This window comes from Vibrio sp. Isolate30, from assembly GCF_022397975.1.
Lineage (GTDB): Bacteria > Pseudomonadota > Gammaproteobacteria > Enterobacterales > Vibrionaceae > Vibrio > Vibrio fortis.
The window spans coordinates 205,167-227,317 of record NZ_JAKEUS010000007.1; the positions used below are offsets into that span (position 1 = coordinate 205,167).

Sequence of the window (22,151 nt, forward strand, 5' to 3'; positions counted from 1 at the left end):
CCTAACCAGCCAACCCTTTCAAACATGTTTTGTAGTGATTACAGTTTAACTTCTTGATGCTTTGTCTTAGGTAACGAGATACTCAATAGTACGTAACCCAAGATTGCCGCCGTCGTTGAGCCCATTAGGATACCTAGTCGAGCAAGCGTATCAAAATCTGCGTTCGTTGGACCAAATGCCAATGAAGAGATGAAGATAGACATCGTAAAGCCGATACCACACAGCACAGACACTGCGAAGATGTTCATAAAATTCACACCTTCAGGAAGCTTAGCTACACCTGTTTTCACTGCGCCCCAGCTGAATAGGAAAATACCCAGTGGCTTACCAATCAATAGACCTAAAGCGATACCAAGCGGTAGCATACCTGTTAGGTTTGAAAGTGAGATACCTTCCAGTGAGATACCTGCGTTTGCAAATGCGAAGATAGGCAAGATTGCAAAAGCGACATACGGGTGCAGAGCATGTTCTAGGTGTTTCAGCGGAGAATGCTCCCCTTTATTGCCTTTAAGTGGAATCGCGAAGCCGATAACCACACCAGCAAGTGTTGCGTGAACACCAGACTTCAATACTGCGAACCACAGAATTGCACCAACAATCAGATAAGCGCTCAATTTAGTCACATGCTTATTGTTGAGCATGAACAGCACACCTGTTGCGATGAAGCCAACCGTTAGTGCAAGCGTAGATAGATCACCTGAGTAGAACAGTGCAATGATAACAACAACACCTAGGTCATCGATGATTGCTAGCGCTAGCAAGAACACCTTCAAGCTTACCGGTACACGGTTACCAAGAAGTGCCATGATACCCAATGCGAATGCGATATCTGTTGCTGCTGGGATAGCCCAGCCTTGAAGCGCTTCAGGGTTGCTTGAGTTAAATAGCACGTAAATAAGTGCAGGAGCTAGCATACCACCTACCGCAGCGATAGCTGGGAAGATTGCTGTCTCTTTAGATTTTAATGCGCCTTCTAAAAGCTCACGCTTTACTTCAAGGCCGATAAGTAGGAAGAAGACTGCCATTAGGCCGTCGTTGATCCAGTGAGACACAGACATACCAAATACGTATGTGTGTAGCATACCCTGATACATTTCGTTCAGAGGTGAGTTCGCTACGAACATTGCAATTGCCGCAGCAATTACCAAAATGATGCCGCCAGCAGATTCCATTTTAAAGAAGTCACGGATGACGTCGTTCATGATTTCGCCCTTATATTTATTATTTAAATAAACGAATAACAAAGAATAGACACGAGTGTATAGCCAACTTTCGACGATACATAATCACTTCTTTGGATGTTTAACTTCGGTTTTTCCTACAAATACTAAACAATACGTCGTATATTCCATAATGTTGTTACTCACACTAAATTAAGTATAGATGACCAAAATTATAAGTGTAAGCTAGACGAACCCTCCATAAAGTGACCTAGAGTGCATAAAAAAGGCTATCGAATGATAGCCTTATATAAAAATCAATATCCTGTCAGTTGCATAAAGCCAGACGCTTCATGGCTTCCACTGGCCATAATAGGCCCTTCCCAATAAGGGATAACAAACGGCAGCCACATGTCCCTACGTTGAATCCGAGTTGTGAGGTTGATCTCATATTTCGGTACATTGATGATCCATTGAAGCGGCATTCTTCGTCCATTGAGCAATGTACTGTTTGGCAATGGTTTAATGTCGATATCAGATTCAGACAGCCGATAAACTTTTCCTGATCGCGTTGCTAGCGTACCAAACACATACGGCATCTGATGGTTATTACGGTAACGACTAACACTCAGAGCAGCACCATCGTCTAGATTAAAGACGAACCAGTCCCAACCTTGTTGTCCTTCGCCAAGCAAACCACTGCCCCACTCTTTATGGAGCCAAGCATTGCCAGAGACTTCCACTTCAACGCCGTCAAGAGTCAGTGTGCCATTCAAAGCCAAGAACGGAGCGCTAAAGTTGTATGAGGCAATAGGAAGCAGGTCATGTTTCTTTTGATAACCATTTTCACCATTCAACACGTAAGGGCCCTTGGTGACCGAATCGAGCTCTAAACCGAAAGTGTCCGTCTCTACGCTCAAACGTCCAGGAAACGGGGTCGCGCCAAGTGCTCGCCAATTCCAGTTATCAATCCAGATACGAAATGGTCGGTTAGTCATACCTGCTTGGCCAATACCGCCACGGGCAAGCCTTTGTTCTTTCCACACTTGCGTCGCTGAGGTAACAACGACATTGGAGATATAGATCTGCGGACTTTGCCAGCCTCGAGCTTCGCGTTCGTCAGTTGCAATTCGAAAGAAGCTCCATTGAACGGAGTAATCCTTACCACTGGCATCTTCTAAAGTTGCAAAGTAGTGCCACCATTCATGTTGGAACTCAGGGTGGAATTGGAAGTCTTTTGGCAGTGAAACAGTACGATCAGGCAAGACAGGTTCGAACACCTTAAATTGCTCACTCATCAATACAGAGTTGACCTCGTTGACGCCCTCTTCGCCAACATCAGCGAAGTAAGAGTAATAAGACCAAATACCAATAAATAAGCCAAAAAAGCAGATCAGTAGAATTGAAGACAACACATTGTTTCTTGGCTTTTTCACGCCTTTTCTTTGACCCATCTACAATGCATCCCTTAATGATTTCATCGGGGTATTACCTATCATTCGTAATACTGGCAACGCACCAGCAATCATCAAGGCAGCCATTGACCATGCGAAAGTAATGAAGTAATCCCAAGGAATGACTTGCAGTTCTAACGACCAACCAAACGACTGCTTAATCACGATATCGACAATCAAATTCGCCAATGCCAACCCGAGTGGTATTGCTATCAGCGACGAAATCAAACCAAAGACAAACAGCTGCAAGCTGCCAGTAAAGATCAGCTCTTTTGCAGAAACCCCTAAGCAGCGCTGCAGTGAAATATGACGTTGTCTTGATACCTCACCCGCTACTGTCGCGAAGAAGATACCAAACACAGCGATAACAAGGGTAATGTTGCCCAAGGTATCGGCGATGGCAAAGGTACGGTCAAAAACGCGCATTGCTTGGCTATGTATATTGTTGTTATCGAAGATACGCTCAGAGCTCAATCTAAACACAGACTCTAAGCGGCTACGTAACCCGGTTGGATTCACATCTTCTTTAAGTATCACACCTAAACCGACATTGCCTCGCCCCGCAAATCCGTAGAGCCAATTTCGATGTGACATCATGACTTGATGGTATGGGTTGCCGTAATCGTAATAAACACCGACCACCTGCCAGCCAGAGCCTAGGCTATCGTACATATCGATGTAGTCACCCGGTCGTATACCTAATTTTAAAGACATCGACTCACTAATCAGTACGCCCTTAGAGTGATGCAAGTGGTACCAGTAGTTTGGGATACCTAGCTTAATCGTAAGCGCCTCTAGTTCACCTTCAGAAGGACCTGTACTAACCACTTGAATACTGCCAACAGGAGAAGGAATGTCTTTTTCCCAGCGCCACCATACCGAGTCGACTTCAGGCTGGTCTGACAGCCAGTTACTCATACGTGCTGCAGAGTTATTGGTTGGGTAGATATACAAATCTGCAGCAAGACGCTGTGACAACCATTTATCGGTCGTATCTCGGAAGCTACCCACCATTGTTTCAACACCAATGTTTGCTGTCATCGCAAGCATAAACGCCATTGTAGCGACACCACGATAGCTCATGCTGGCAGCGGCATCCGCAAAGAACCAGCGCGCACGAACCCAACGTAAGGAGTATGAGAAACTGTTGAATAGCTTCCACATCAAAAACGGCGTAAATAGAGCAACACTTACCAACATTAACGCAATGATGGCAAAACCAGATTCTTGCGTTTGAGGTGCTTGGTAAACCGCCACAGCAGCGACACAGAAGCCACAACCGATCAACGCCTGCCAGGTAAATTCAGTACCCGCAAAACGCATGAGTGAAAGACGAGATGAAAGTCTAATCGGCTGAGACTTCAACAAACGAATCAGCGGCCAAGCACATGCTAAAAAAGCGCCGATTAAAGCCATGCCAAAGCTATAAACGCTGGCTTTCCAGCTCCAATCGATACTTAAACCGACATTAGCGTCATAAAGATCGCCAAGGCTTGAAGACACCGCTGGTAGCAACTGGTTCGCCAACATCACACCAAAAACATTACCGCAGATCCAACTCACTACAACCAGTGCTAGCAACTCAAAACAGAGCGCTTTCGTTAACTGCCAGCCGGATACGCCGGTTTGTCTAAGTACCCCAACCAAAGGTTGTCTCTGTATAAAAGATAGAGACATAGCTTGATAGAAGATAAATAGACCAACGACAAATGAAAGCATCCCCATCGCAGTTAAGTTCAGATGGAATGCGCTGGTCAGCGATTCAAGTTCTGCTTTAGAACTACGTGAAATCGTTAAACCGTTCGGCAGCATCTCTTTAAGACGCTCAAACTTTGCTTCCGACATATCTGAACAAGCGATCACGGATAGACCAGAACTGCGCTTCAACATCCTTAATAAAGAGATATCCGCAATTAAGCGCGTCCCGTTGATCATCTTATTTTGATCAACAATCAAAGGGCCGAGCTCTGAGCCGTCCATAAGATGAATATAATCGCCGTCACTCCACTCCATGTGCTTAGCCAGATCATCACTCACTAAAATTGGATACGGTGGTTTCATCAGGTTAAGCGTGGTGAGATCTTGAAGCGCGACACCCGGTTGCAACTGAAGCATTGAGACAGGATCTAAACCTATCAACATGAAGTTAGCGCCGTTCTCGTCGGTTACACGATGGTTATCAAATGGTGCACACTGCTGAAAGCCCTCACGGCGCAATTGAATATAGAAGCCTTGCGGGATTTTATTGGCGTTGTGTTTTGGACGAATGCGGTAAGGGAGCGGATTGGAAAACAGCTTTTCGCCATGAGCATAGCTCTGTTTGGCGTGTTGGTTAATAGCGGTAACACCAACCAAAAGGGAAACGCCCAGTGTTAAACCGAGCCAAACAAGAATAATTTGAAGTGGGTAGCGTCGATAGTGACCGAGTAGCGCTTTAACTACGGGCCATAACATGAAGCTGTCCCCCTTGTAGACGGATACAACCATCCATATGCTGGGCAACCTTTTCACTGTGCGTTACTAGAAATAACGTACACTCTAGCTCTCGCGCTAATGACGTCAGTAGGCGCATTACCGCTTCAGCATTACGCTCGTCTAAGCTACCTGTCGGCTCATCGGCAAGCAGAATTTTTGGCTCCATATAAAGAGCTCGAGCAATCGCGGCACGCTGCTGCTGACCACCAGACACCTCTTCAGGGTAGCGACCTAATAAAGGCATAAGATCAAGCGCCGACAGAATCTGACGCCATAAGCCTTTATCTTCAGGTAAACCCTTCAGTTGACGGCAAAAGCGAATGTTGTCAGCAATGTTCAGTGTTGGTAGCAAATTGAACTGTTGAAAGATATGCCCGATGTTATTGCGGCGGTAAGCAGTGCGATCACGCTCCTTTGCCATATGCATATCAAAGTTAGGAAATAGGATTTCCCCAGAGTCAGCAAGGTCGAGCCCAGCAATAAGGTTAAGCAACGTACTCTTACCAGAGCCACTTTCCCCCATTAACGCAAGCTGGTCTCCTTGATTTAATGTTAATTCAGCACCTTGTAAAACGGGATGGAACTCTCCCCCGTCGACATAGCCTTTACATAGGTCTGATAGCTTTAACATTAAACAGCTCACATTAGTTAGAATTTGGAATGAGAATCTACACTAAATCTATGGTTGTAGGAAGTAATTTGAAAGATAGATCACATGCTAAGTATAAAGTCACATAAATCTTACGTCTGACTTCAACTTCCTATAAGATTTTTTATCCATTTCTTACTCTTCATGCGATAGAGTGAGCCACCCCATTTGATCACCTCTTCTGTTAGGAACATCAAATAGATCCATTCAGGTTTAACGCCAAAATAGATAGCCGCAATGGCCGCTAAAGGGATACTAATAAGCCACTGAGCAATCAAGTCTTGATAAAGGCAAAATTTCACATCTCCACCCGCTCTTAATACCCCAACAATCACCGTCATTGGTATAGAGCGAACAACAATGCCTAAACTCAGAATCAAGATGAACTTTTCTGATAGCTCACGAGTTTCTGGAGTCAGTGCACTGAACGAATCCAAAATCGGAGCCTGTACAAAGTAGAGAACCAATGCAACGACAATACTGGTAAAGAAGGCAATAATGCTGATACCCAACGCTTGGTAGTAGACTGCTTCGTTGTTCTTGGCGCCTAGTTGGTTACCCACCAGCACGGCTGCTGCGGTCGACATACCAATTAGAAGTGCCAAAGAGATAGATTCAACCGGCGTCATCACCGAAAGCGCTGCTAAGCCCTGTACACCCGACTGCCCCATAATTGCATGATAAGCAAACAAACCCCCAGCCCAAGCTAAGAAGTTAAACGTTGTCGGCAAAGAGAGTTTTAGAAAACGAACCACTTTCTGAATCGTTGCAGCCGCCGCAATATCAGCTCGTTTAAATGCCAACAAATGCTTCTTCGAATAGAGATAGCCGTAAAGCGTTATCACCTCAATCGCCCCACCCATCACGGTAGCAATAGCCGCACCTTTGATACCCATTGCTGGCATACCCAGGTTGCCAAAAATCAGAACCCAGTTAAGAAAGATATTTGAAAGAATGCCGATACCGCTAAAAAAGGTACTTAGCCCAGGTCGGTGCATAGCACGAAGCCCGACTGCCATACTACTTACACAAGCCACAGCAAACATGCTGAATGCAGTAATTACTATGTATTCCGTACCTAGACCGATAACTTCTTGTGAATCCGTGGTCACACCCATGACTTGGGTTGGAAACGAAACAAAAAACACCACAGTCAACGCGGCAAAGAACATGGAAACAAGCCAAGTCAGCGCGGTACTTTCTCGTACACCTTGTCTGTCACCCGCCCCCCAGTACTGAGCTGTCAAAAGAGCACCACCAGTGGTAACCCCAACCAACATAATAGTGGTTACAAACATCGCTCGGCTCGCAACACCAACCGCCGCAATATCTGCCTCTCCTAACTGCCCCAACATCAACACATCAACCAAGCCCCTGCTTGAAAACATAATGCTCTGCAGGGTAATGGGTAGCGCAATCGCAATCAGCTGGCGTACAAAATCACCTTTGGTATGACGTAGTATTGAAGCAAGAAGCATGTGAAACCTCAAAAATGGGGGGAATAAACCACAACGGTTGCCAAGATTATACTCATGATTGCTATTCATCCAATAACATAACTGGCTCTAAAATTAGATAATTAACATCTATTGCTGTTTTACTAACTATAGGTCACCCCCTGTGCTAAGAAGAGCCACCATATTTCACTATCGAGATGCAGATACTATTGGCTTTTGTGCATATGACACTGGTAAATTAACATTTAGTGACGTCCCTACTTCATAGCAACGAATGGAGTCTTTATGAAGAAAGTACTGGTGTTAGGCGCTTCTGGTTATGTTGGTTCTCAACTATTACCTCAACTCCTTGAACAAGGCTATCAAATAACGGCAGCGGCTCGTCATATTGACTACCTGCAAGCTCGAACTGAACCTCACCCTAACCTTTCACTCCAATATTTGGACCTTGCTGACGCAGACGCCACTCAAGAGCTAGTGCCTGAGTTCGACCTAATTTTCTTCCTCGTACACGGAATGGCAGAGGGACACGACTTTATTGATTACGAGCTCAAGCTGGCAAGAAACTTTGTCAACGCACTTGGTCCTCGCAATCAACATGTGATCTACCTAAGTTCGTTGCAGCCGCAAACCGCAGATTCCGACCATCTTCAAGCACGAAAGAAAACGGGTGATCTACTGAGATCAGGCTCTGTTCCTATTACAGAGTTGCAAGCAGGCGTGATCATCGGGCCAGGCTCTGCCGCCTTCGAGATCATGCGAGACTTTGTCTACAACCTACCAATCATGATCGCGCCGAAATGGGTCGATTCTAAAGCCAACCCTATCGCGCTAAAGAACCTCAATCATTATTTGTTAAAGCTTGCCGAGGAAACGCCAGAAGCTCACCAAACCTTTGAAGTGGGTGGCCCTGATATCGTCAGCTACCGCAATCAATTTGCACACATTGCTAAAACCGCAGATAGACCACTAAGGTTATGGGCAACATCGCTCTTAACTCCGACAATCGCTTCATATTGGCTTGGCGTCGTAACGTCTGTCCCTTCAAATATTGGTCGAGCCCTTCTTGCGGGTTTAAAGCATGACTTTGTCGCGAACTCCACCTCGATCCAGGAGCGTTATCCGCAACGCCTGATTTCATTCCAAACTATGGTGGAACAAGCAATTAGAGCAGAAGGTGAATTCGTTAAGAGTAACGTTTGGGGCTTCGACAAGACCGCATTTAAACGCTGGCAAGCTGGTTACGGTTACTACCCTAAACAAACTGGCGCAACCATACAGTCTAGCGTTTCCAAAGAACAACTTTGGCAGATAGCCCAGCAAATAGGCAGCCCAAAACAAGGCTACTTCTTTGCCAATGCGTTATGGCGCACCCGAGAGTGGCTAGATTTGTTCTTTGGTGGTGGCGTACCAAAAAGGCAGGAGCCAGAAGGCCCTAAGCTTAAGGTGGGTGACCATATCGACTCATGGAAAGTGATTCGCTGCGAAGAAAATCAGTTCCTATCGCTACTATTTGGCATGAAGGGTCCCGGTCTTGGACGCCTTGAAATCACGGTTTCCGACCTTGCCGAGAAAGACCACACAAACAATCAAAGCGAGCTCAACATTACCGCTTGGTGGCACCCAAAAGGCTTCTTAGGACTGCTGTATTGGTTTGCCATGATGCCAGCGCATCTGTTTATCTTTAAAGGTATGGTGAAGGCGATAGAGAAGCAGGCAAAAGAGCGGATGCGGGATTCGAGTGGCGAGATGAGAAGAGATTAAGAGCAGGTTCGAGATTCGACTGGTGAGATGCGAAGAGATTAACAGTAGATTCGAGATTCGGGTGACGAGACGCGAAGAGATTAAGAGCAGGTTCGAGTATCGAGTGGCGGGATGAGAAGAGAGTTAAAAGCGGATGCGGGATTCGGGTGACGAGATAAGAAAAGGCTTAAGGGCAGATTAGAGTATCGAGTGTCGGGATGCGAAAAGACTTAAGAGTGGACATTGCGTTCCGTTAAAGAGATACAAAAAGAGCGGATAATTCCGCTCTTCGTCTCTCTAATCTCGTATCCCGTATCTACTATTCAGCAATAAAGCTGATTGGAATCTCAGCTAGCTGATTACCTTGGTTAGCCGGGTAAACGATGTATTCGCCGTGATATTTCACTGCTGATTTGTAGTCTGTCACTTTATGAAGCATAAAGCCCGACTCCATAGCTGCTTGAACAAACTCAGCGTGGTTTCCGCGCACAAACCAGTTCATCGGTTTCGTCATTAGCTCGCCATCAAACGAGTCATCACACTGCTTACCACAGAGTGCAAATGAGTGCTCACCATCAGTGAAAAACTGGATCTTGCCGCCAGTAGTCAGCTCATCTTCACTTGATACGCTCCAGCCCATGTCATACATCTTGTCCATGAAGGCTTCAACATCACTGTCTTTCAGCTGCTTTGGCTCTTCACCGTGTGGGAAAAATTGAGCATAAAATGCAGAGATTCGACGGAACGTAAACGTTAGATCCGAGTTATTACCTTTAGAGCGCCCCTGCTTCTGCCAACGAATAAGATCTGCAGCGACACAGCGATCATAAGCTTGCGATTTGATCGCCTTAGTCACCCAACGAACCAAATAAAGGTTATTAGCGATCGGTGCATCAACCGCTTTGCCAGATTTGTGTAGAGCCGTTAACTCATCTAATGCTGTGTTAACCAGCTTTTGAATTTCAATATAGTATTTTGACATTATGCCTTCTTTCCTAATGTCCAATAAAGTAGCGCTGAAAGTACGGCACACACTGCCATTACAATGACCATAGAGCCAGCGCTGTCACTCGGCAGCATCGCAACAATAGCGCCCACTACCGAGCCTGTACCAAAACGTAATGTACCCGCAAGAGACGAAGCTGTGCCCGCCATATTTGGGTAACCGCTAAGCAGCAAACCCATAGTATTACTGCCGATGGTAGATAGTGTGCCAATAAAGAGCATCACAAATGGCACAATTCCCCAAAGGCCAAGATCTAAACTCCAGCCAATGAACAAACCTATGCCTGCGAGTAGTTGAATCCCTAGCCCCACTCTCAACATAGTATGAGAGCCTACCTTTTTCACCATTCGACCATTGATACTAGTCATCAGGATCATCGCAACAATGTTCAATCCAAATAGGTAACCAAACAAGTCCGGGCGCACACCATACACATCGATGTAAACAAAAGAGCCCGCCGTTAAGAACGCAAACATGCCTGAGAACGAAAACGCGCCTGAAAAGATAAGCCCCATCGCAGTCTTGTTTTTGCACAGACGGAAATAGTTACGCATTGTCGTTTTAAAGCGCAGCGGTTGACGCTTCTCTACTGGCAAAGTTTCAGGGATCTTGAATGATACCGCCAGAATCACGATCACAGCGAAGATAGCCAATACCCAGAAAATCGAACGCCAGCCAAACCATAACGCAAGATAACCACCAATCATTGGTGCCACCAGCGGTGCAACCGTCATCACCAAAGTAACGAACGACATGGTTCTTGCGAAATCTTCACGATCAAACATGTCGCGCACAACAGCTTGGATAATGACCGCTGCTGCTGCGCCTGCAAAACCTTGGGCTGTACGAACATAAGTTAGCGCTTCAATACCGTGTGTCGTTGCGCTGACCACCGAAGCAATAGCAAACAAAACCACACCGATGAGCAGCACGGGTTTACGACCATAGCTATCAGCCAGCGGACCATGAAGTAGCTGCCCTAACGCAAAACCAGCGGTGTAAGCCGTAAGTGTGATCTGCACTTCACCAGCCGTCACACCAAGGTCTTTTGCGATGGTTGGCATCGCAGGCAGGTACATATCGATAGCAAGTGGCGTCAACGCGCCAATCGCTCCAAGAATCAAAAACAGCATTAAGCCTAACTGAGGTGTTTCAGGTTGGGAACTGGGGGCAGTTTGGGTTTGCATAAATCTCCGACTAAATACTAAGAACTGCGCTTGCACGCAAACAGAATATTGGCTGAGACTTTCCTAGTACCAGTCAAAATGAATAGCCGACGCTGTCCTTGGTCGGCATTAAACAGAGAGGAAGATTACTTCCAGATAGAATCGACTTCTTCCTGAGTCAGGTAACGGTACTCGCCCAGCTCTAAAGATTCGTCCATCTCAATTTCACCGATACGTTCACGGTGTAGAGCTTCTACTTTGTTACCTAGTGCCGCGAACATACGCTTAACTTGGTGGTACTTACCTTCATGGATGGTAAGCAGCACTTCACGCTCTGCACGCACTTCAAGATGTGCAGGGAGAGTCAGACCATCTTCGCTTTTCAGCTGGATGCCCTCTTTGAACTTCTCTACGTAATCGTCTTCAACCGGATCCACCAGCCAAACGCGATATAGCTTCTCACATTTATGTTTCGGTGAAGTGATACGGTGAGACCATTGGCCGTCATCGGTCACAAGTACAAGACCTGTAGTATCCACATCTAGACGACCAGCAAAGTGAAGCTTGTCCATCTTGATCTCATCAAGTAGATCAAAAACCGTGCGATTAGAGCTGTCTTCATGCGAGCAAACAAAACCTTCAGGCTTGTAAACCATGATGTAACGAGGGCCTTGAACACGCAGTTCATTGCCTTGCCATTCAACAACGCACTCTTCGGTAACCTTAGTGGCACCGCTTTTTTGCATGACGTCGTTCACTGTCACTGTTTTTGATTTTAAAATCTGTGTTGCTTCTTTTCGAGTGACGCCCAATGAGTCACATAGAAATTTATCTAAACGCATGAATACCTCAACTAATCTAAGTCAGGTATTATAGTCACCTTTGCTCAATTAGTTGAGCGATTTCACACTATTTTTGCCACTTTACAAGACGCAGTATGTATACACTCCGCCCATATCAAGCCGACTCCGTAAAATCTGTTATCCATTACTTTCGTAAACACCAAACGCCAGCCGTTCTGGTGCTACCTACAGGGGCCGGTAAAAGCTTGGTTATTGCCGAATTAGCACGCCTAGCCAAGGGGCGAGTTCTTGTAATGGCACACGTGAAAGAGTTGGTTGAACAGAACCATGAAAAATACGAAGGCTATGGCCTAAAAGGCTCGATATTTTCGGCAGGATTAGGTCGAAAAGAGACCGACCAACAAGTGGTATTTGCATCTGTACAGTCAGTGGTCCGTAATCTTGATGCCTTTTCAAATCAGTTTTCGCTGCTGGTTATCGATGAGTGCCACCGAGTACCAGACGAGAAAAACAGTAGCTATCAGAAAGTGATTGCTCACCTACGTGAAAATAATCCGGGTATTAAAGTGCTTGGTCTTACGGCAACACCTTATCGCTTGGGTATGGGGTGGATTTACCAATACCATACTCGCGGTCAAGTCCGTTCAGAGGAACCTAGATTCTTCCGCGACTGTATTTTTGAATTACCTATTCGCTATCTTCTCGACGAAGGCTTCTTAACCCCTGCCCGCATGATTGATGCGCCGGTATTAAGTTACGACTTCTCTCAGCTAAAGCCCGCCAACACTGGGCGCTACAAAGAAGCTGAACTCGATATGGTGATTGAACAATCAAAACGCGCGACGCCACAAATCGTTGAGCAGATCATTCACCTAGCGAAAGACAAGCAAGGCATCATGGTGTTTGCCGCCACTGTGCGTCACGCGCAAGAGGTCCTTAGTTTGCTCCCTGAGGGCGAAGCGGCAATTGTGATTGGCGATACTCCAACCTTAGAGCGCGATCAGATCATCAACGACTTTAAGCAGCGCAAAACCAAGTACCTAGTAAACGTATCAGTACTGACCACTGGCTTTGATGCCCCACACGTGGACTTGATTGCAATTCTGCGTCCTACTGAGTCGATTAGCCTGTATCAACAAATCGTTGGTCGTGGTCTTCGTCTGTCTCCAGGTAAAGACGAGTGTTTGATATTGGACTATGCTGGCAACAGTTACGATCTTTATCAACCTGAAGTTGGCGATCCAAAACCAGACTCTGACAGTGAAATCATCACCATTCCTTGCCCGGCTTGCGGTTTCAATAACAACTTCTGGGGCAAGCTCGATAGTAATGGTTTCTTGCTAGAACACTTCGGTCGTAAATGCCAAGGCTACTTCACCGACGAGGAAACTGGCGAGCGCGAACATTGTGGCTACCGATTCCGAGCCAAGTATTGTGGTGAATGTGGCGCCGACAACGACATAGCAGCGCGAATTTGTCATGAGTGCGACGCAACCTTAGTCGACCCAGACAAAAAGCTAAAAGACGCACTGAACCTTAAAGATGCCCTTGTATTTGAGTGCCTAGAGATGGATCTAAACGTGTTTAAAGATGATAAAGGTAAATCTCAGCTTAAGGTGACGTATCGAGGTGAAAACCAAGCGCAAGTTCATGAGTTTTGGTCATTAACTACCCAAAAGCAAAAGCAGACCTTTAAAGATCAATTTGTTCGCCCTCATTTGGCCGACAGACACCGCCCTTTTGAGGAAGCATCTCCAACCAAAGTGGTCGCTCACCAACATCGATTCAGGCCACCACAATTCGTGATTGCACGTAAGGTCGGTCGTTTCTGGAAAATGCGTGACAAAATCTTTGATGATGAACTTCAAGAACGCTAGTCCTAGTTCACCGTTCTTGTGTCACTAAACCCACAACAAAGGCTGCTAAAGTCTCATTGTGGGTACGATTCACTTTCTGTTCATCTTCACTTTTTTATACTACTTACTATCAACATTACCTAGGATTCGCTATGTTTAGTAAAGCAATGATTTCTTTGATGTCTTTAAGCTTTGGCTTAGTGGTTTCCGGCTCTGTATGGGCGGACTCACACCCTAACGGGCACGACCTCGTTCAAGACGTTCATAAGGAAGGTACGCGCATCGAGTTCGAAGAAGACCAAGATGAAGTTTATGAAGCCGTTAGAGAAGGCTACATTCGCCCGTTTTCTGAGATGTACGCGGCGGTAGAAAATGACCTGCACGGTCGCATCATCAAAGTCGAACTTGAAGAAGACGACGATATCTGGGTTTACGAGCTCAAAATTAACCACAAGAACAACATCATCAAGGTCGAATACAACGCGGAAACGTTAGAGATGCTGATGATAAAAGGGCGAAACTTCAAAGAAGCGATTAAAACTGACACTGAATCATCGCCACAATAAAAATATTGCCCACTGCGAATAACGAATAACAACAAATAAGAAGAGCCAATCATGAAAATTCTCGTCGTTGAAGATGAACCGCGTTTAGGCGAACAAATTATTGAAACTCTCGAAGGCGCCGACTGGGTTCCTGAACTGTCGCAAGATGGTATCGATGCGCTTTATCGTGCAACTTCAGAAGAGTGGGATGCGATTGTTCTCGATCTTGGCTTACCAAAACTCGATGGCTTAACGGTACTAAAAGGCATTCGAGACGAGAATATCAATACGCCAGTGATCATTCTTAGTGCGCGCGATACCTTAACTCAACGTGTAGAAGGCTTAAATGCAGGTGCCGATGACTACCTGACTAAGCCCTTCGAAATGGTTGAGTTGATTGCTCGCATCCGTGCACAACTGCGTCGAGCATCTGGTTCTGCATCGCCAATTCAACAAATCGGTGATTTAAGCCTAGATACTCGCAGCTCGAAGGTACTTTGGCAGGGCCAAGCGGTTAGCTTAACGGCGCTTGAGTACAAAGTCGTTGCCTACTTTATGCACAACAAAGACAAGGTTATCTCGCGCACTGAGTTAGTTGAACACATTTACAAGCAAGACTTCGATCGCGATTCAAACACCGTTGAAGTTTTCATTGGCCGCATCCGCAAAAAGATCGCCCCGAAGATCATTAAAACTGTGCGTGGTTTAGGCTATCAGTTGAACGCCGACTGATCTCTTTTTCTCTGTGAATGGCTCATTTTGACCCTAGATAAAAGTGAGCCAAAATAGCGATGATTCTAAATAAAAAGTCCCTCAAGAAAATCAGTCTCAAAAGCCGCTTGCTCCTTGCTGCGGCTTTTTGGTTAGGTGCCATGATACTTGCTGCCGGTATCGGTATCCCAAAACTGGTCAATGATTATCTGGTTGATGATTTAAAGCAGCAGCTCAGTCTCACCATGGATGAGCTTACAGCTAACATCGAAACTAATAGTGCTGGCCTGCTTGTCATGGCCGAACGCTTATCGGACCCGCGATACAACCAACCCTACAGTGGTGTTTATTGGCGCGCAGCGACTCAAGAGCAAGTAATTCGTTCCCGTTCACTGTGGGACAAGGACATGGACATCAAGCGCTCGCCGATCCATACCTCGATTAAAGGTCCAGACAAAGAAAAACTCATTTATATTGAGCAAGAAATCTACTTACCCGAATTTAGTGACCCTGTCACCATAACTATCGGTGTCGATGAAGACCCGCTTGAATCCACCTTGCACGACCTAACTGGACAAGTATGGATTATCTTAATGCTTCTGTTTGTGGGCGTGCTACTACTCATCGGGATTCAAGTTAGTTGGTCACTGTTACCGCTGAACAAGATGCAGCGTGAGTTAGTCATGTTACGTAAAGGCGAACAGCAAGGGCTAAGCGACACTTACCCAAAAGAGGTTTCACCATTGGTGTCTGATTTAAACGCCCTACTCTTTCACTATCAAGAGTTACTAGAGCGCGCCAGAAACCATGCCGGCAATTTATCGCACGCATTAAAAACACCGCTGTCGGTTCTCAAAAATGAGGTGCACTCTGTCCCTAAAGAGAACCAACACTTACTACAGCAACCGATAGACCAGATCCAGAGCCAGATTGATTATCACTTAGGTCGAGCTCGTATGGCGGGCGCAATGAATATCCTATCGGTAAAGTCATCGCCTTGTGAACGCGTAGAAGCTATCTCGATGGCCTTTGATAAAGTCTATGCTGCCAATGAAGTGACCATGATCAACGAGCTAGATTCAGAGATTGAGGTAGCCGTAGAGAAGACCGATCTTGATGAGATGGTCGGTAACCTTTTGGAAAATAGCTACAAATGGGCTGCCAGCATAATTCGCGTGCACTCCAATGAGCTTAGTGAAGGTCAAATCGAACTGATTATTGAAGATGATGGACCGGGTATCCCAGAAGAGAAAATGAGCCAAGCGGTTAAGCGTGGCGTACGCTTGGATGAAACAACCCCGGGAACAGGTTTAGGACTCAACATCGTAAATGAGATGGCACACAGCTATCGCGGCCAACTCAATTTAGAAAAAAGCTCCATGGGCGGTTTGAAAGCCACCCTTATTCTTCAGCTTTCTCAAAAATAGATGCTTAGAGCTTGATAGTAAGCAAATCAGATAAGCATACCAAGCGCATTGGTATGCTTATCCCAGTTTCATCGAATACCTGAGCGATGCGAGCTAACAAGGCGTTACCCACCAATAACCAAAATATTGCCATCGGTAAAGTAATCATGGTCATCGTTTAGAACCTCGGCTCTCGCTAAGGGCTGTTGTTCTATCGATACCTGAGGAAGGTTTTGTCTCACCTGTAATTCTAAGCTGTCACGCTCTGCGTCAACGTTTGGATCAATGTTATGCAAAATCGTCACAATGCCTGAGTATGGGGTTAGCTTTAAGCCGTTGTCATAACTAATCGCACCAAGCCATTTCGTCTGTTGAGTCTCTGGATCCAAGCCCGCTCGCCACCAACGAATGTGACTGCGTTTCATCAAATTACCAGGTAGCTGAAATGCCATATCTTGTGGTTCACCTCGCCAATACAGGTCGGAGACGGGTGGCGTATTTTCGTTTAGCAGTGTTAAGTATCCTACCCATTCGATCTCGTTGCGAGAGAAGGTTTGATTTTCGATCCAGCCAAGCTCGCCCATCAGTTCTCGTGGGCTCTCACCGATATACACTACATTGATTGCTTGTGCGTCATAGAAAGAAGACTTCCCCGGAAACGCCTTGTATGTAACCGTGTCTAAATGTATCGCCTGCGCCGCTAGTTCTGAAGGTTGAGTATTAAAATCATCTGCCTTCCAGAAGAAATGGGCATAATTTGCGTAAAGCATCCAAGCTACCAGCATTGCGCTCGACTTAAGCATCACTTTACGCCACTTAAGGCGGCGCGCAATAATAGCAAACACACCAACGACAAATAGACCAATGAGCAAGCTTTGGTGCTCAGAGATAAAGGTTTGAACCCCTTGTAACATTGGAAAATGCTCTAGGCCATGAGCCAGTAGCGCTCCCCAAAAGATAAACTGACCACCACCCAGTATCAAACCAATGGTCGCTAACAATGAAAACTTATGCCATGACACCTTATGAGAGCCAGCGATAACAGGCACTACCCAAGCAATAGGGCCAAGCAAGCGTGCGAACAGAATAATGTAAGTTCCCTTTCTGGCAATAAGGTATCGACAACGTGCTATCAGCCGTCTTGTTTTCGGGCGATAAGCCATCAACTTTCTCTGCGCCTTAAAACCCCATTTCGAACCGATAAAGTAGCTAAGTTGATCACCGATAAAGCCGCCCAACATTACCCATACCAAGGCCGACCATACGCCAGAATAAGCTTGATACCCTGCAGCAATGAAAAACGGCTCCCCCGGTACAAAAAGGTTGGGGCCGATCAGCGCATCACCTAATGCGCCTAGAAACAGTCCTAATCCCTCAAACATAGCGATACCTTTCTAATTATTGCTCTCTGTAGTGGCCGAATTGGTAGTTCATTTCGTTATTCCGCATTTCACCTTTGAAGAATCGACGCACGTTCGCCTTAAGATAAGTCATGCCGGTTTCCACAACACCATCTTGATCTAGGCGTCTTGGATCAAAGCCAAATGTCATATTGAGGAAGCGGAAGCGCCATGTTTTACTGGCTCTTTTCACGTAGTCGCAGTCTTCGCACAGCACGATCTCTTCGTCGAAGCCGCCAATCTCTTGATGAACACGCTTAGTTGAGAAGATACAAGCGCCAATTGCCGTCGGGAAAAAGAACTGGGTTGCGAATAAACCAATGTTAAATAAGCCGTATCCAAACTTATGTACCAAAGGTAAACCTTTAGAACTCATGTAAACGCCGGCCACTTCAAGTTTACGCTCATCCAGCTCGTATAGAGCTTTCGCTAAGAAGTTTCTTGGTAGTGCAACATCAGCATCTAAGAAAAGAATCCTGTTGTATTTCGCAAGCGATGCGCCTGTATTACGGCCTAAGCTCACACCTCGCTCTTGCATATGATGAACAGTAAGCGCCGGTAACGCGCTCTCATACGCTTGTGCTACCTCTCGGGTTTTGTCTTCGCTGTTAGAGTCAACAACGATAACTTCAAACTCTTGGTGTGTCTGAACACTCAGTTCTTCCATTAGACGCCCAATGCGCTTCTCTTCGTTTAACGTGATAACCACAATGCTGATCGGTTCCATAAATCCACCTATTACGTTCTGCTGTTTAAGTTGCAATAAGATTAACTAGATACGCCTTAACCAATCCTTAGTTTGGCATTCATATTCCGTTCATTAACGTGATGATTTGATGAAGGTTAAAATGGATTTGGTGACACTGTGGAAAACAGATAAAATTGCAGAAACGAGCACTTCCGGTGGTTTTCTCTACAAACGTACTAATTTTCTCGTTTATTTTGTTTCCAAGTGAGGTTCTGACTTGCTCAATCTAGAATAGAGTGTTAGTATCCGCGCTCGCTCAAACATGAACTTGTTTATTTTGAGCATTACCACACACTCAAGGTCGCATTGAGGTGTGAACTTAATTTTTACTAATTTGAGAGTAAAACTATGAAATTCGAAGCAGTAGTACGTACTGAACTAGGTAAAGGTGCGAGCCGCCGCCTACGTCACGCTGGTCAATTCCCAGCAGTTGTTTACGGTGGTGAAGCAGCGCCAGTTTCTATCGCGCTAGTACACGACGACGTGATCAACCAAATGGACAAGCCTGAATTCTACGAAGCAATCACTCTAGTGATCGACGGCGCAGAAGTTAAGGTTAAGCCACAAGACGTTCAACGTCACGCGTTCAAGCCAAAAGTTGAGCACATGGACTTCATCCGCATCTAATTCCCTACCAAGGAATTAGTTGGATAAATCCAACCTTTTGCATAAAAGATAAATCGACCTTACCAATCGATAAATCTAAAAATTCGAAACCCCGATGCTACCAACATCGGGGTTTCACGGTTTTTGAGCCCTCAAAAGCGTCGTAAATCTCGCGTATTTAGTTAGTTGCCCACATTCATACCCACTGCAAACATTCGTACACATAAAGAAATAGTGGACGCTAGAATTCAATTTCGTGTTGATGAAGAAACGAAGCGACTAGCTCAACAAGTGGCAGAAAGCCAAGGCCGAACACTACTGTGGCGTGGACGCGTCGAGCGTTAGGAATCCCTCTTAAACAGTTTGTTATATGCTGTCTTCAAACATTGCATTTAAAATACCATACACCATTTCATGGCACGTGGAATTACCTCCCAAATGAACTAACTCATTATCACTGTCACAACTCAGAAACGCCAAGTAAGGATGTGCTTCATCACCATCAAAACTAATGCTTGAAGAACTGTCGATCATACTTGCAACTTCAAAAGAAATATTACCAGTTAGTTCTTTTAGCAATGCTCCCTTAATACCAGCTCTTTCCAAATGTTCGGCAATACGTGCAATCATCTCACCAGTAAATACTTCCTGCTGAAGAATAAAATTATCTGCGTCTACTTTTAACTCCATAGGTACTTCATTCCTTTGTCTGGTATTGCATATAACGCCCTGCTAAGTGGTTAGCAACGCAAACCACGATACTTAAACTAACCACCGTAAACACTGTACCAGACCAGAACCAAAATCGCCGAGCGTTGATAGTCCGTCTTAAGCAGTTTGTTATGTGCAATTGTCGTTTGTTATTCTCACATTGGTTACGGGCTTACTACCATTGGCTGTGACATCTACGGAAATCCACTTTCCATTCGACAACCATTCACTGATTCCCACGCTATTACATATCTTGGCTGGCAACATTTTTCGAGAATTTCGAGTAAGTACTTCTTTATTCGTATCGCTTAGATCTACATTTGATATATGTACTTGCAAAGAAATAACGTTTTCTTCAACCCTTAAAGAAGTAACCTTTACTTTTCCATCTTCCTCGAACAACAACCCTTGAAACTGCGACTTTAACTCTTCTAGCTGCTGATTTTCCTTATAGCGAGGGTAGTATTCTCGCCCTACAATGATAAGTGGCAACAAAAATAACAGATACATCCTAAACTTATTCATTTATCCCTCTTGCACATAGACATAATGACCCCCACGAGGTGCTAGCCTCCAAAATCGTGGGTTAGCTTAAAGCCAGAGCCATAATTAGTGCGTCAAACAACTAAATTTGGAGGCTAGCATGACTAACGATAGCATAATTTTCATTGGCTTAGATACGCATAANTAGACATAATGACCCCCACGAGGTGCTAGCCTCCAAAATCGTGGGTTAGCTTAAAGCCAGAGCCATAATTAGTGCGTCAAACAACTAAATTTGGAGGCTAGCATGACTAACGATAGCATAATTTTCATTGGCTTAGATACGCATAAGTCATTTATTCAAGTCGCTGTTTTACAAGAACATCGAGGGGCAAAACCACAACAATTAGGTCGTATTAAATCCAATAAGTCCGCGTTAATTAAATTAACCAAACAACTGCAATCCAAGTATCCCAAAGCTACTCTGCACTTTGTCTATGAAGCAGGCCCATGTGGTTACTGGACTTATCGCTTAATTACGAGCCTTGGACACTTCTGCTATGTTATCGCTCCATCACTTATACCTAAGAAGCCTGGTGATCGAGTTAAAACTGACAAACGAGACGCAGTGAAGCTCGCTAAGTTATTAAAAGCCGAAGAGCTTACACCCATCTATGTACCGGAAGCCGAGGATGAAGCCATTCGAGACCTCTCACGTGCCAGAGAAACGGCCATGAAAGATCTCAAAGACGCAAAGTTCCAACTCAAAGGCTTTCTTCTTCGTAACAATATCCAAGCTACGGTGAATGATAACTGGTCTAAAAAGCATCTACGGTGGCTGACCGACCTCATTCTTCCTCACCATAGTCAACAAATCGTCTTACAAGAGATGATCATCACAATCAATGAACGGATACAACGGCTTCAACGACTCGATAACGAACTGCTCCACCAAGTTAAAAACTGGCGATATTATCCTGTAGTGAAAGCCATACAAGCTATGCGAGGAGTAAGGTTACTCGTAGCTCTCGGAACAATAGCTGAACTGGGTGACTTACGGCGGTTCGACCATCCAAGAAAGCTTATGGCTTACCTTGGACTTGTCCCAACAGAAAACTCTAGTGGCGGTAAAACTCGCCGTGGCAGTCTGACAAAATGTGGTAACAGTCGGGCTAGACGGTTACTCGTTGAAGGCGCGCATACCTATAAGCACAAAGCGAACATCTCTGTAGAACTCCAACTAAGGCAAGAAGGACTGCCTAAAGAGATCGTCGATATCGCTTGGCAAGCCCAGCAAAGGTTATGTCGACGTTATCAACGACTGCTTCAAAAAGGGAAGCATAGGAATGTTGTTGTCGTGGCTATCGCTAGAGAAATGATTGCTTATATCTGGGCTATCGCAAGAGAGGTTGTCATTAGCGACGTCGATCCTAAAACTCGCATCGCAAGGCTGCCTGCATGAACAACGAATTAGTGTTATCGCAAAGGATGAAGCATCGGGTGTGGCACAACCACCGACGGCGTTAGGACGGCAATAGAGCGTAAGCTGTATTGAACCACGAGCATAGACTGAAGACAGGTGCCACGACGGAACAAGTAAGGTAGGCTCTGCTCACCAACGGTGAGTAATCCACGTATATCAGCATGAGAACCGACGAAATTACTTGCTTCACCTATGCGGTAACACTACTACTGATTTACTAGTAAGGCTCTGGAAATGTGGGAGCAGAAACTTCTACGCTCTTATTGACAGTGGGGGTCATATCAACGCC

Annotated in this window: 19 protein-coding genes and 1 pseudogene; 8 read left to right on the top strand and 12 right to left on the bottom strand. The window is 45.4% G+C overall.

All coding sequences use genetic code 11. The features are described from left to right. Positions 1-38 precede the first annotated feature (38 nt). The 5 genes from nhaA to L1D60_RS16865 form a co-directional block, all read right to left on the bottom strand. Complete coding sequence (nhaA, locus tag L1D60_RS16845) at positions 39-1,202, bottom strand: Na+/H+ antiporter NhaA (protein ID WP_239842128.1); 1,164 nt, start codon at positions 1,200-1,202, stop codon at positions 39-41. 275 nt (positions 1,203-1,477) lie between these two features. Beyond that, positions 1,478-2,614, bottom strand: coding sequence for a lipocalin-like domain-containing protein (locus L1D60_RS16850; protein WP_239842129.1), 1,137 nt, complete (start codon positions 2,612-2,614; stop codon positions 1,478-1,480). Beyond that, a complete protein-coding gene (locus L1D60_RS16855) occupies positions 2,615-5,068 on the bottom strand; it encodes an ABC transporter permease (protein WP_239842130.1) in 2,454 nt (817 codons plus the stop codon). It abuts the gene before it with no gap. After that, positions 5,049-5,720: an ABC transporter ATP-binding protein gene (locus tag L1D60_RS16860; protein WP_239842131.1), complete on the bottom strand. Its 672-nt coding sequence runs from the start codon at positions 5,718-5,720 to the stop codon at positions 5,049-5,051. Before L1D60_RS16860 ends, L1D60_RS16855 begins: the two co-directional genes overlap by 20 nt. A gap of 122 nt (positions 5,721-5,842) precedes the next feature. Beyond that, positions 5,843-7,216: an MATE family efflux transporter gene (locus L1D60_RS16865; protein ID WP_239842132.1), complete on the bottom strand. Its 1,374-nt coding sequence runs from the start codon at positions 7,214-7,216 to the stop codon at positions 5,843-5,845. Between the two features lie 264 nt (positions 7,217-7,480). Here L1D60_RS16865 and L1D60_RS16870 point away from each other — a divergent pair, with 264 nt between their 5' ends. Next, on the top strand, positions 7,481-8,959 hold the full coding sequence (locus L1D60_RS16870; RefSeq protein WP_239842133.1) for a DUF2867 domain-containing protein: 1,479 nt from the start codon (positions 7,481-7,483) through the stop codon (positions 8,957-8,959). 298 nt (positions 8,960-9,257) lie between these two features. Here the strand turns inward: L1D60_RS16870 and L1D60_RS16875 are convergent, their stop codons facing one another. The 3 genes from L1D60_RS16875 to rsuA form a co-directional block, all read right to left on the bottom strand. Continuing rightward, the gene (locus L1D60_RS16875; protein WP_239842134.1) at positions 9,258-9,920 is read right to left on the bottom strand and encodes a DUF2913 family protein; all 663 of its coding nucleotides are present in this window, start codon (positions 9,918-9,920) and stop codon (positions 9,258-9,260) included. After that, positions 9,920-11,131 (bottom strand): Bcr/CflA family multidrug efflux MFS transporter, encoded by a 1,212-nt coding sequence (locus tag L1D60_RS16880; RefSeq protein ID WP_239842135.1) that lies wholly within the window; start codon positions 11,129-11,131, stop codon positions 9,920-9,922. The genes L1D60_RS16875 and L1D60_RS16880 overlap by 1 nt, the downstream gene beginning before the upstream one ends. Positions 11,132-11,256: 125 nt before the next feature. Next, positions 11,257-11,952, bottom strand: a complete 696-nt coding sequence (rsuA, locus tag L1D60_RS16885; RefSeq protein WP_239842136.1) for a 16S rRNA pseudouridine(516) synthase RsuA — start codon at positions 11,950-11,952, stop codon at positions 11,257-11,259. Between the two features lie 95 nt (positions 11,953-12,047). Between rsuA and L1D60_RS16890 the strand changes: the two genes are divergently transcribed. The 4 genes from L1D60_RS16890 to L1D60_RS16905 all read left to right on the top strand — a co-directional run bounded on the left by L1D60_RS16890 (position 12,048) and on the right by L1D60_RS16905 (position 16,452). Then, on the top strand, positions 12,048-13,790 hold the full coding sequence (locus tag L1D60_RS16890; protein WP_239842137.1) for a DEAD/DEAH box helicase: 1,743 nt from the start codon (positions 12,048-12,050) through the stop codon (positions 13,788-13,790). A gap of 131 nt (positions 13,791-13,921) precedes the next feature. Beyond that, positions 13,922-14,335 carry a hypothetical protein gene (locus L1D60_RS16895; RefSeq protein WP_239842138.1) on the top strand — a complete coding sequence of 138 codons (414 nt, stop codon included), beginning with the start codon at positions 13,922-13,924 and terminating at the stop codon, positions 14,333-14,335. 51 nt (positions 14,336-14,386) lie between these two features. Further along, complete coding sequence (locus L1D60_RS16900; protein ID WP_032552202.1) at positions 14,387-15,046, top strand: response regulator transcription factor; 660 nt, start codon at positions 14,387-14,389, stop codon at positions 15,044-15,046. Between the two features lie 59 nt (positions 15,047-15,105). Further along, the gene (locus L1D60_RS16905) at positions 15,106-16,452 is read left to right on the top strand and encodes an ATP-binding protein (RefSeq protein ID WP_239842139.1); all 1,347 of its coding nucleotides are present in this window, start codon (positions 15,106-15,108) and stop codon (positions 16,450-16,452) included. Positions 16,453-16,556: 104 nt separating this feature from the next. Here L1D60_RS16905 and L1D60_RS16910 read toward each other — a convergent pair whose 3' ends face one another. Next, the gene (locus tag L1D60_RS16910) at positions 16,557-17,813 is read right to left on the bottom strand and encodes an LssY C-terminal domain-containing protein (RefSeq protein WP_239842140.1); all 1,257 of its coding nucleotides are present in this window, start codon (positions 17,811-17,813) and stop codon (positions 16,557-16,559) included. Positions 17,814-17,829: 16 nt separating this feature from the next. After that, positions 17,830-18,558, bottom strand: coding sequence for a glycosyltransferase (locus L1D60_RS16915; protein ID WP_239842141.1), 729 nt, complete (start codon positions 18,556-18,558; stop codon positions 17,830-17,832). Positions 18,559-18,927: 369 nt separating this feature from the next. Here L1D60_RS16915 and rplY point away from each other — a divergent pair, with 369 nt between their 5' ends. Both rplY and L1D60_RS16925 read left to right on the top strand, forming a co-directional pair. After that, positions 18,928-19,206, top strand: coding sequence for a 50S ribosomal protein L25 (gene rplY, locus L1D60_RS16920; RefSeq protein ID WP_239842142.1), 279 nt, complete (start codon positions 18,928-18,930; stop codon positions 19,204-19,206). A gap of 192 nt (positions 19,207-19,398) precedes the next feature. Continuing rightward, positions 19,399-19,503: pseudogene (locus L1D60_RS16925) on the top strand (CopG family transcriptional regulator); the annotation flags it as partial. A gap of 48 nt (positions 19,504-19,551) precedes the next feature. On the opposite strand, the gene L1D60_RS16930 reads toward L1D60_RS16925, so the two are convergent. Both L1D60_RS16930 and L1D60_RS16935 read right to left on the bottom strand, forming a co-directional pair. Then, positions 19,552-19,875 (bottom strand): hypothetical protein, encoded by a 324-nt coding sequence (locus tag L1D60_RS16930; RefSeq protein WP_239842143.1) that lies wholly within the window; start codon positions 19,873-19,875, stop codon positions 19,552-19,554. A gap of 150 nt (positions 19,876-20,025) precedes the next feature. After that, on the bottom strand, positions 20,026-20,421 hold the full coding sequence (locus L1D60_RS16935) for a hypothetical protein (protein ID WP_239842144.1): 396 nt from the start codon (positions 20,419-20,421) through the stop codon (positions 20,026-20,028). A 265-nt stretch (positions 20,422-20,686) separates the two neighbouring features. Between L1D60_RS16935 and L1D60_RS16940 the strand changes: the two genes are divergently transcribed. Further along, positions 20,687-21,841 (top strand): IS110 family transposase, encoded by a 1,155-nt coding sequence (locus L1D60_RS16940; RefSeq protein ID WP_239842145.1) that lies wholly within the window; start codon positions 20,687-20,689, stop codon positions 21,839-21,841. Positions 21,842-22,151: the final 310 nt, after the last annotated feature.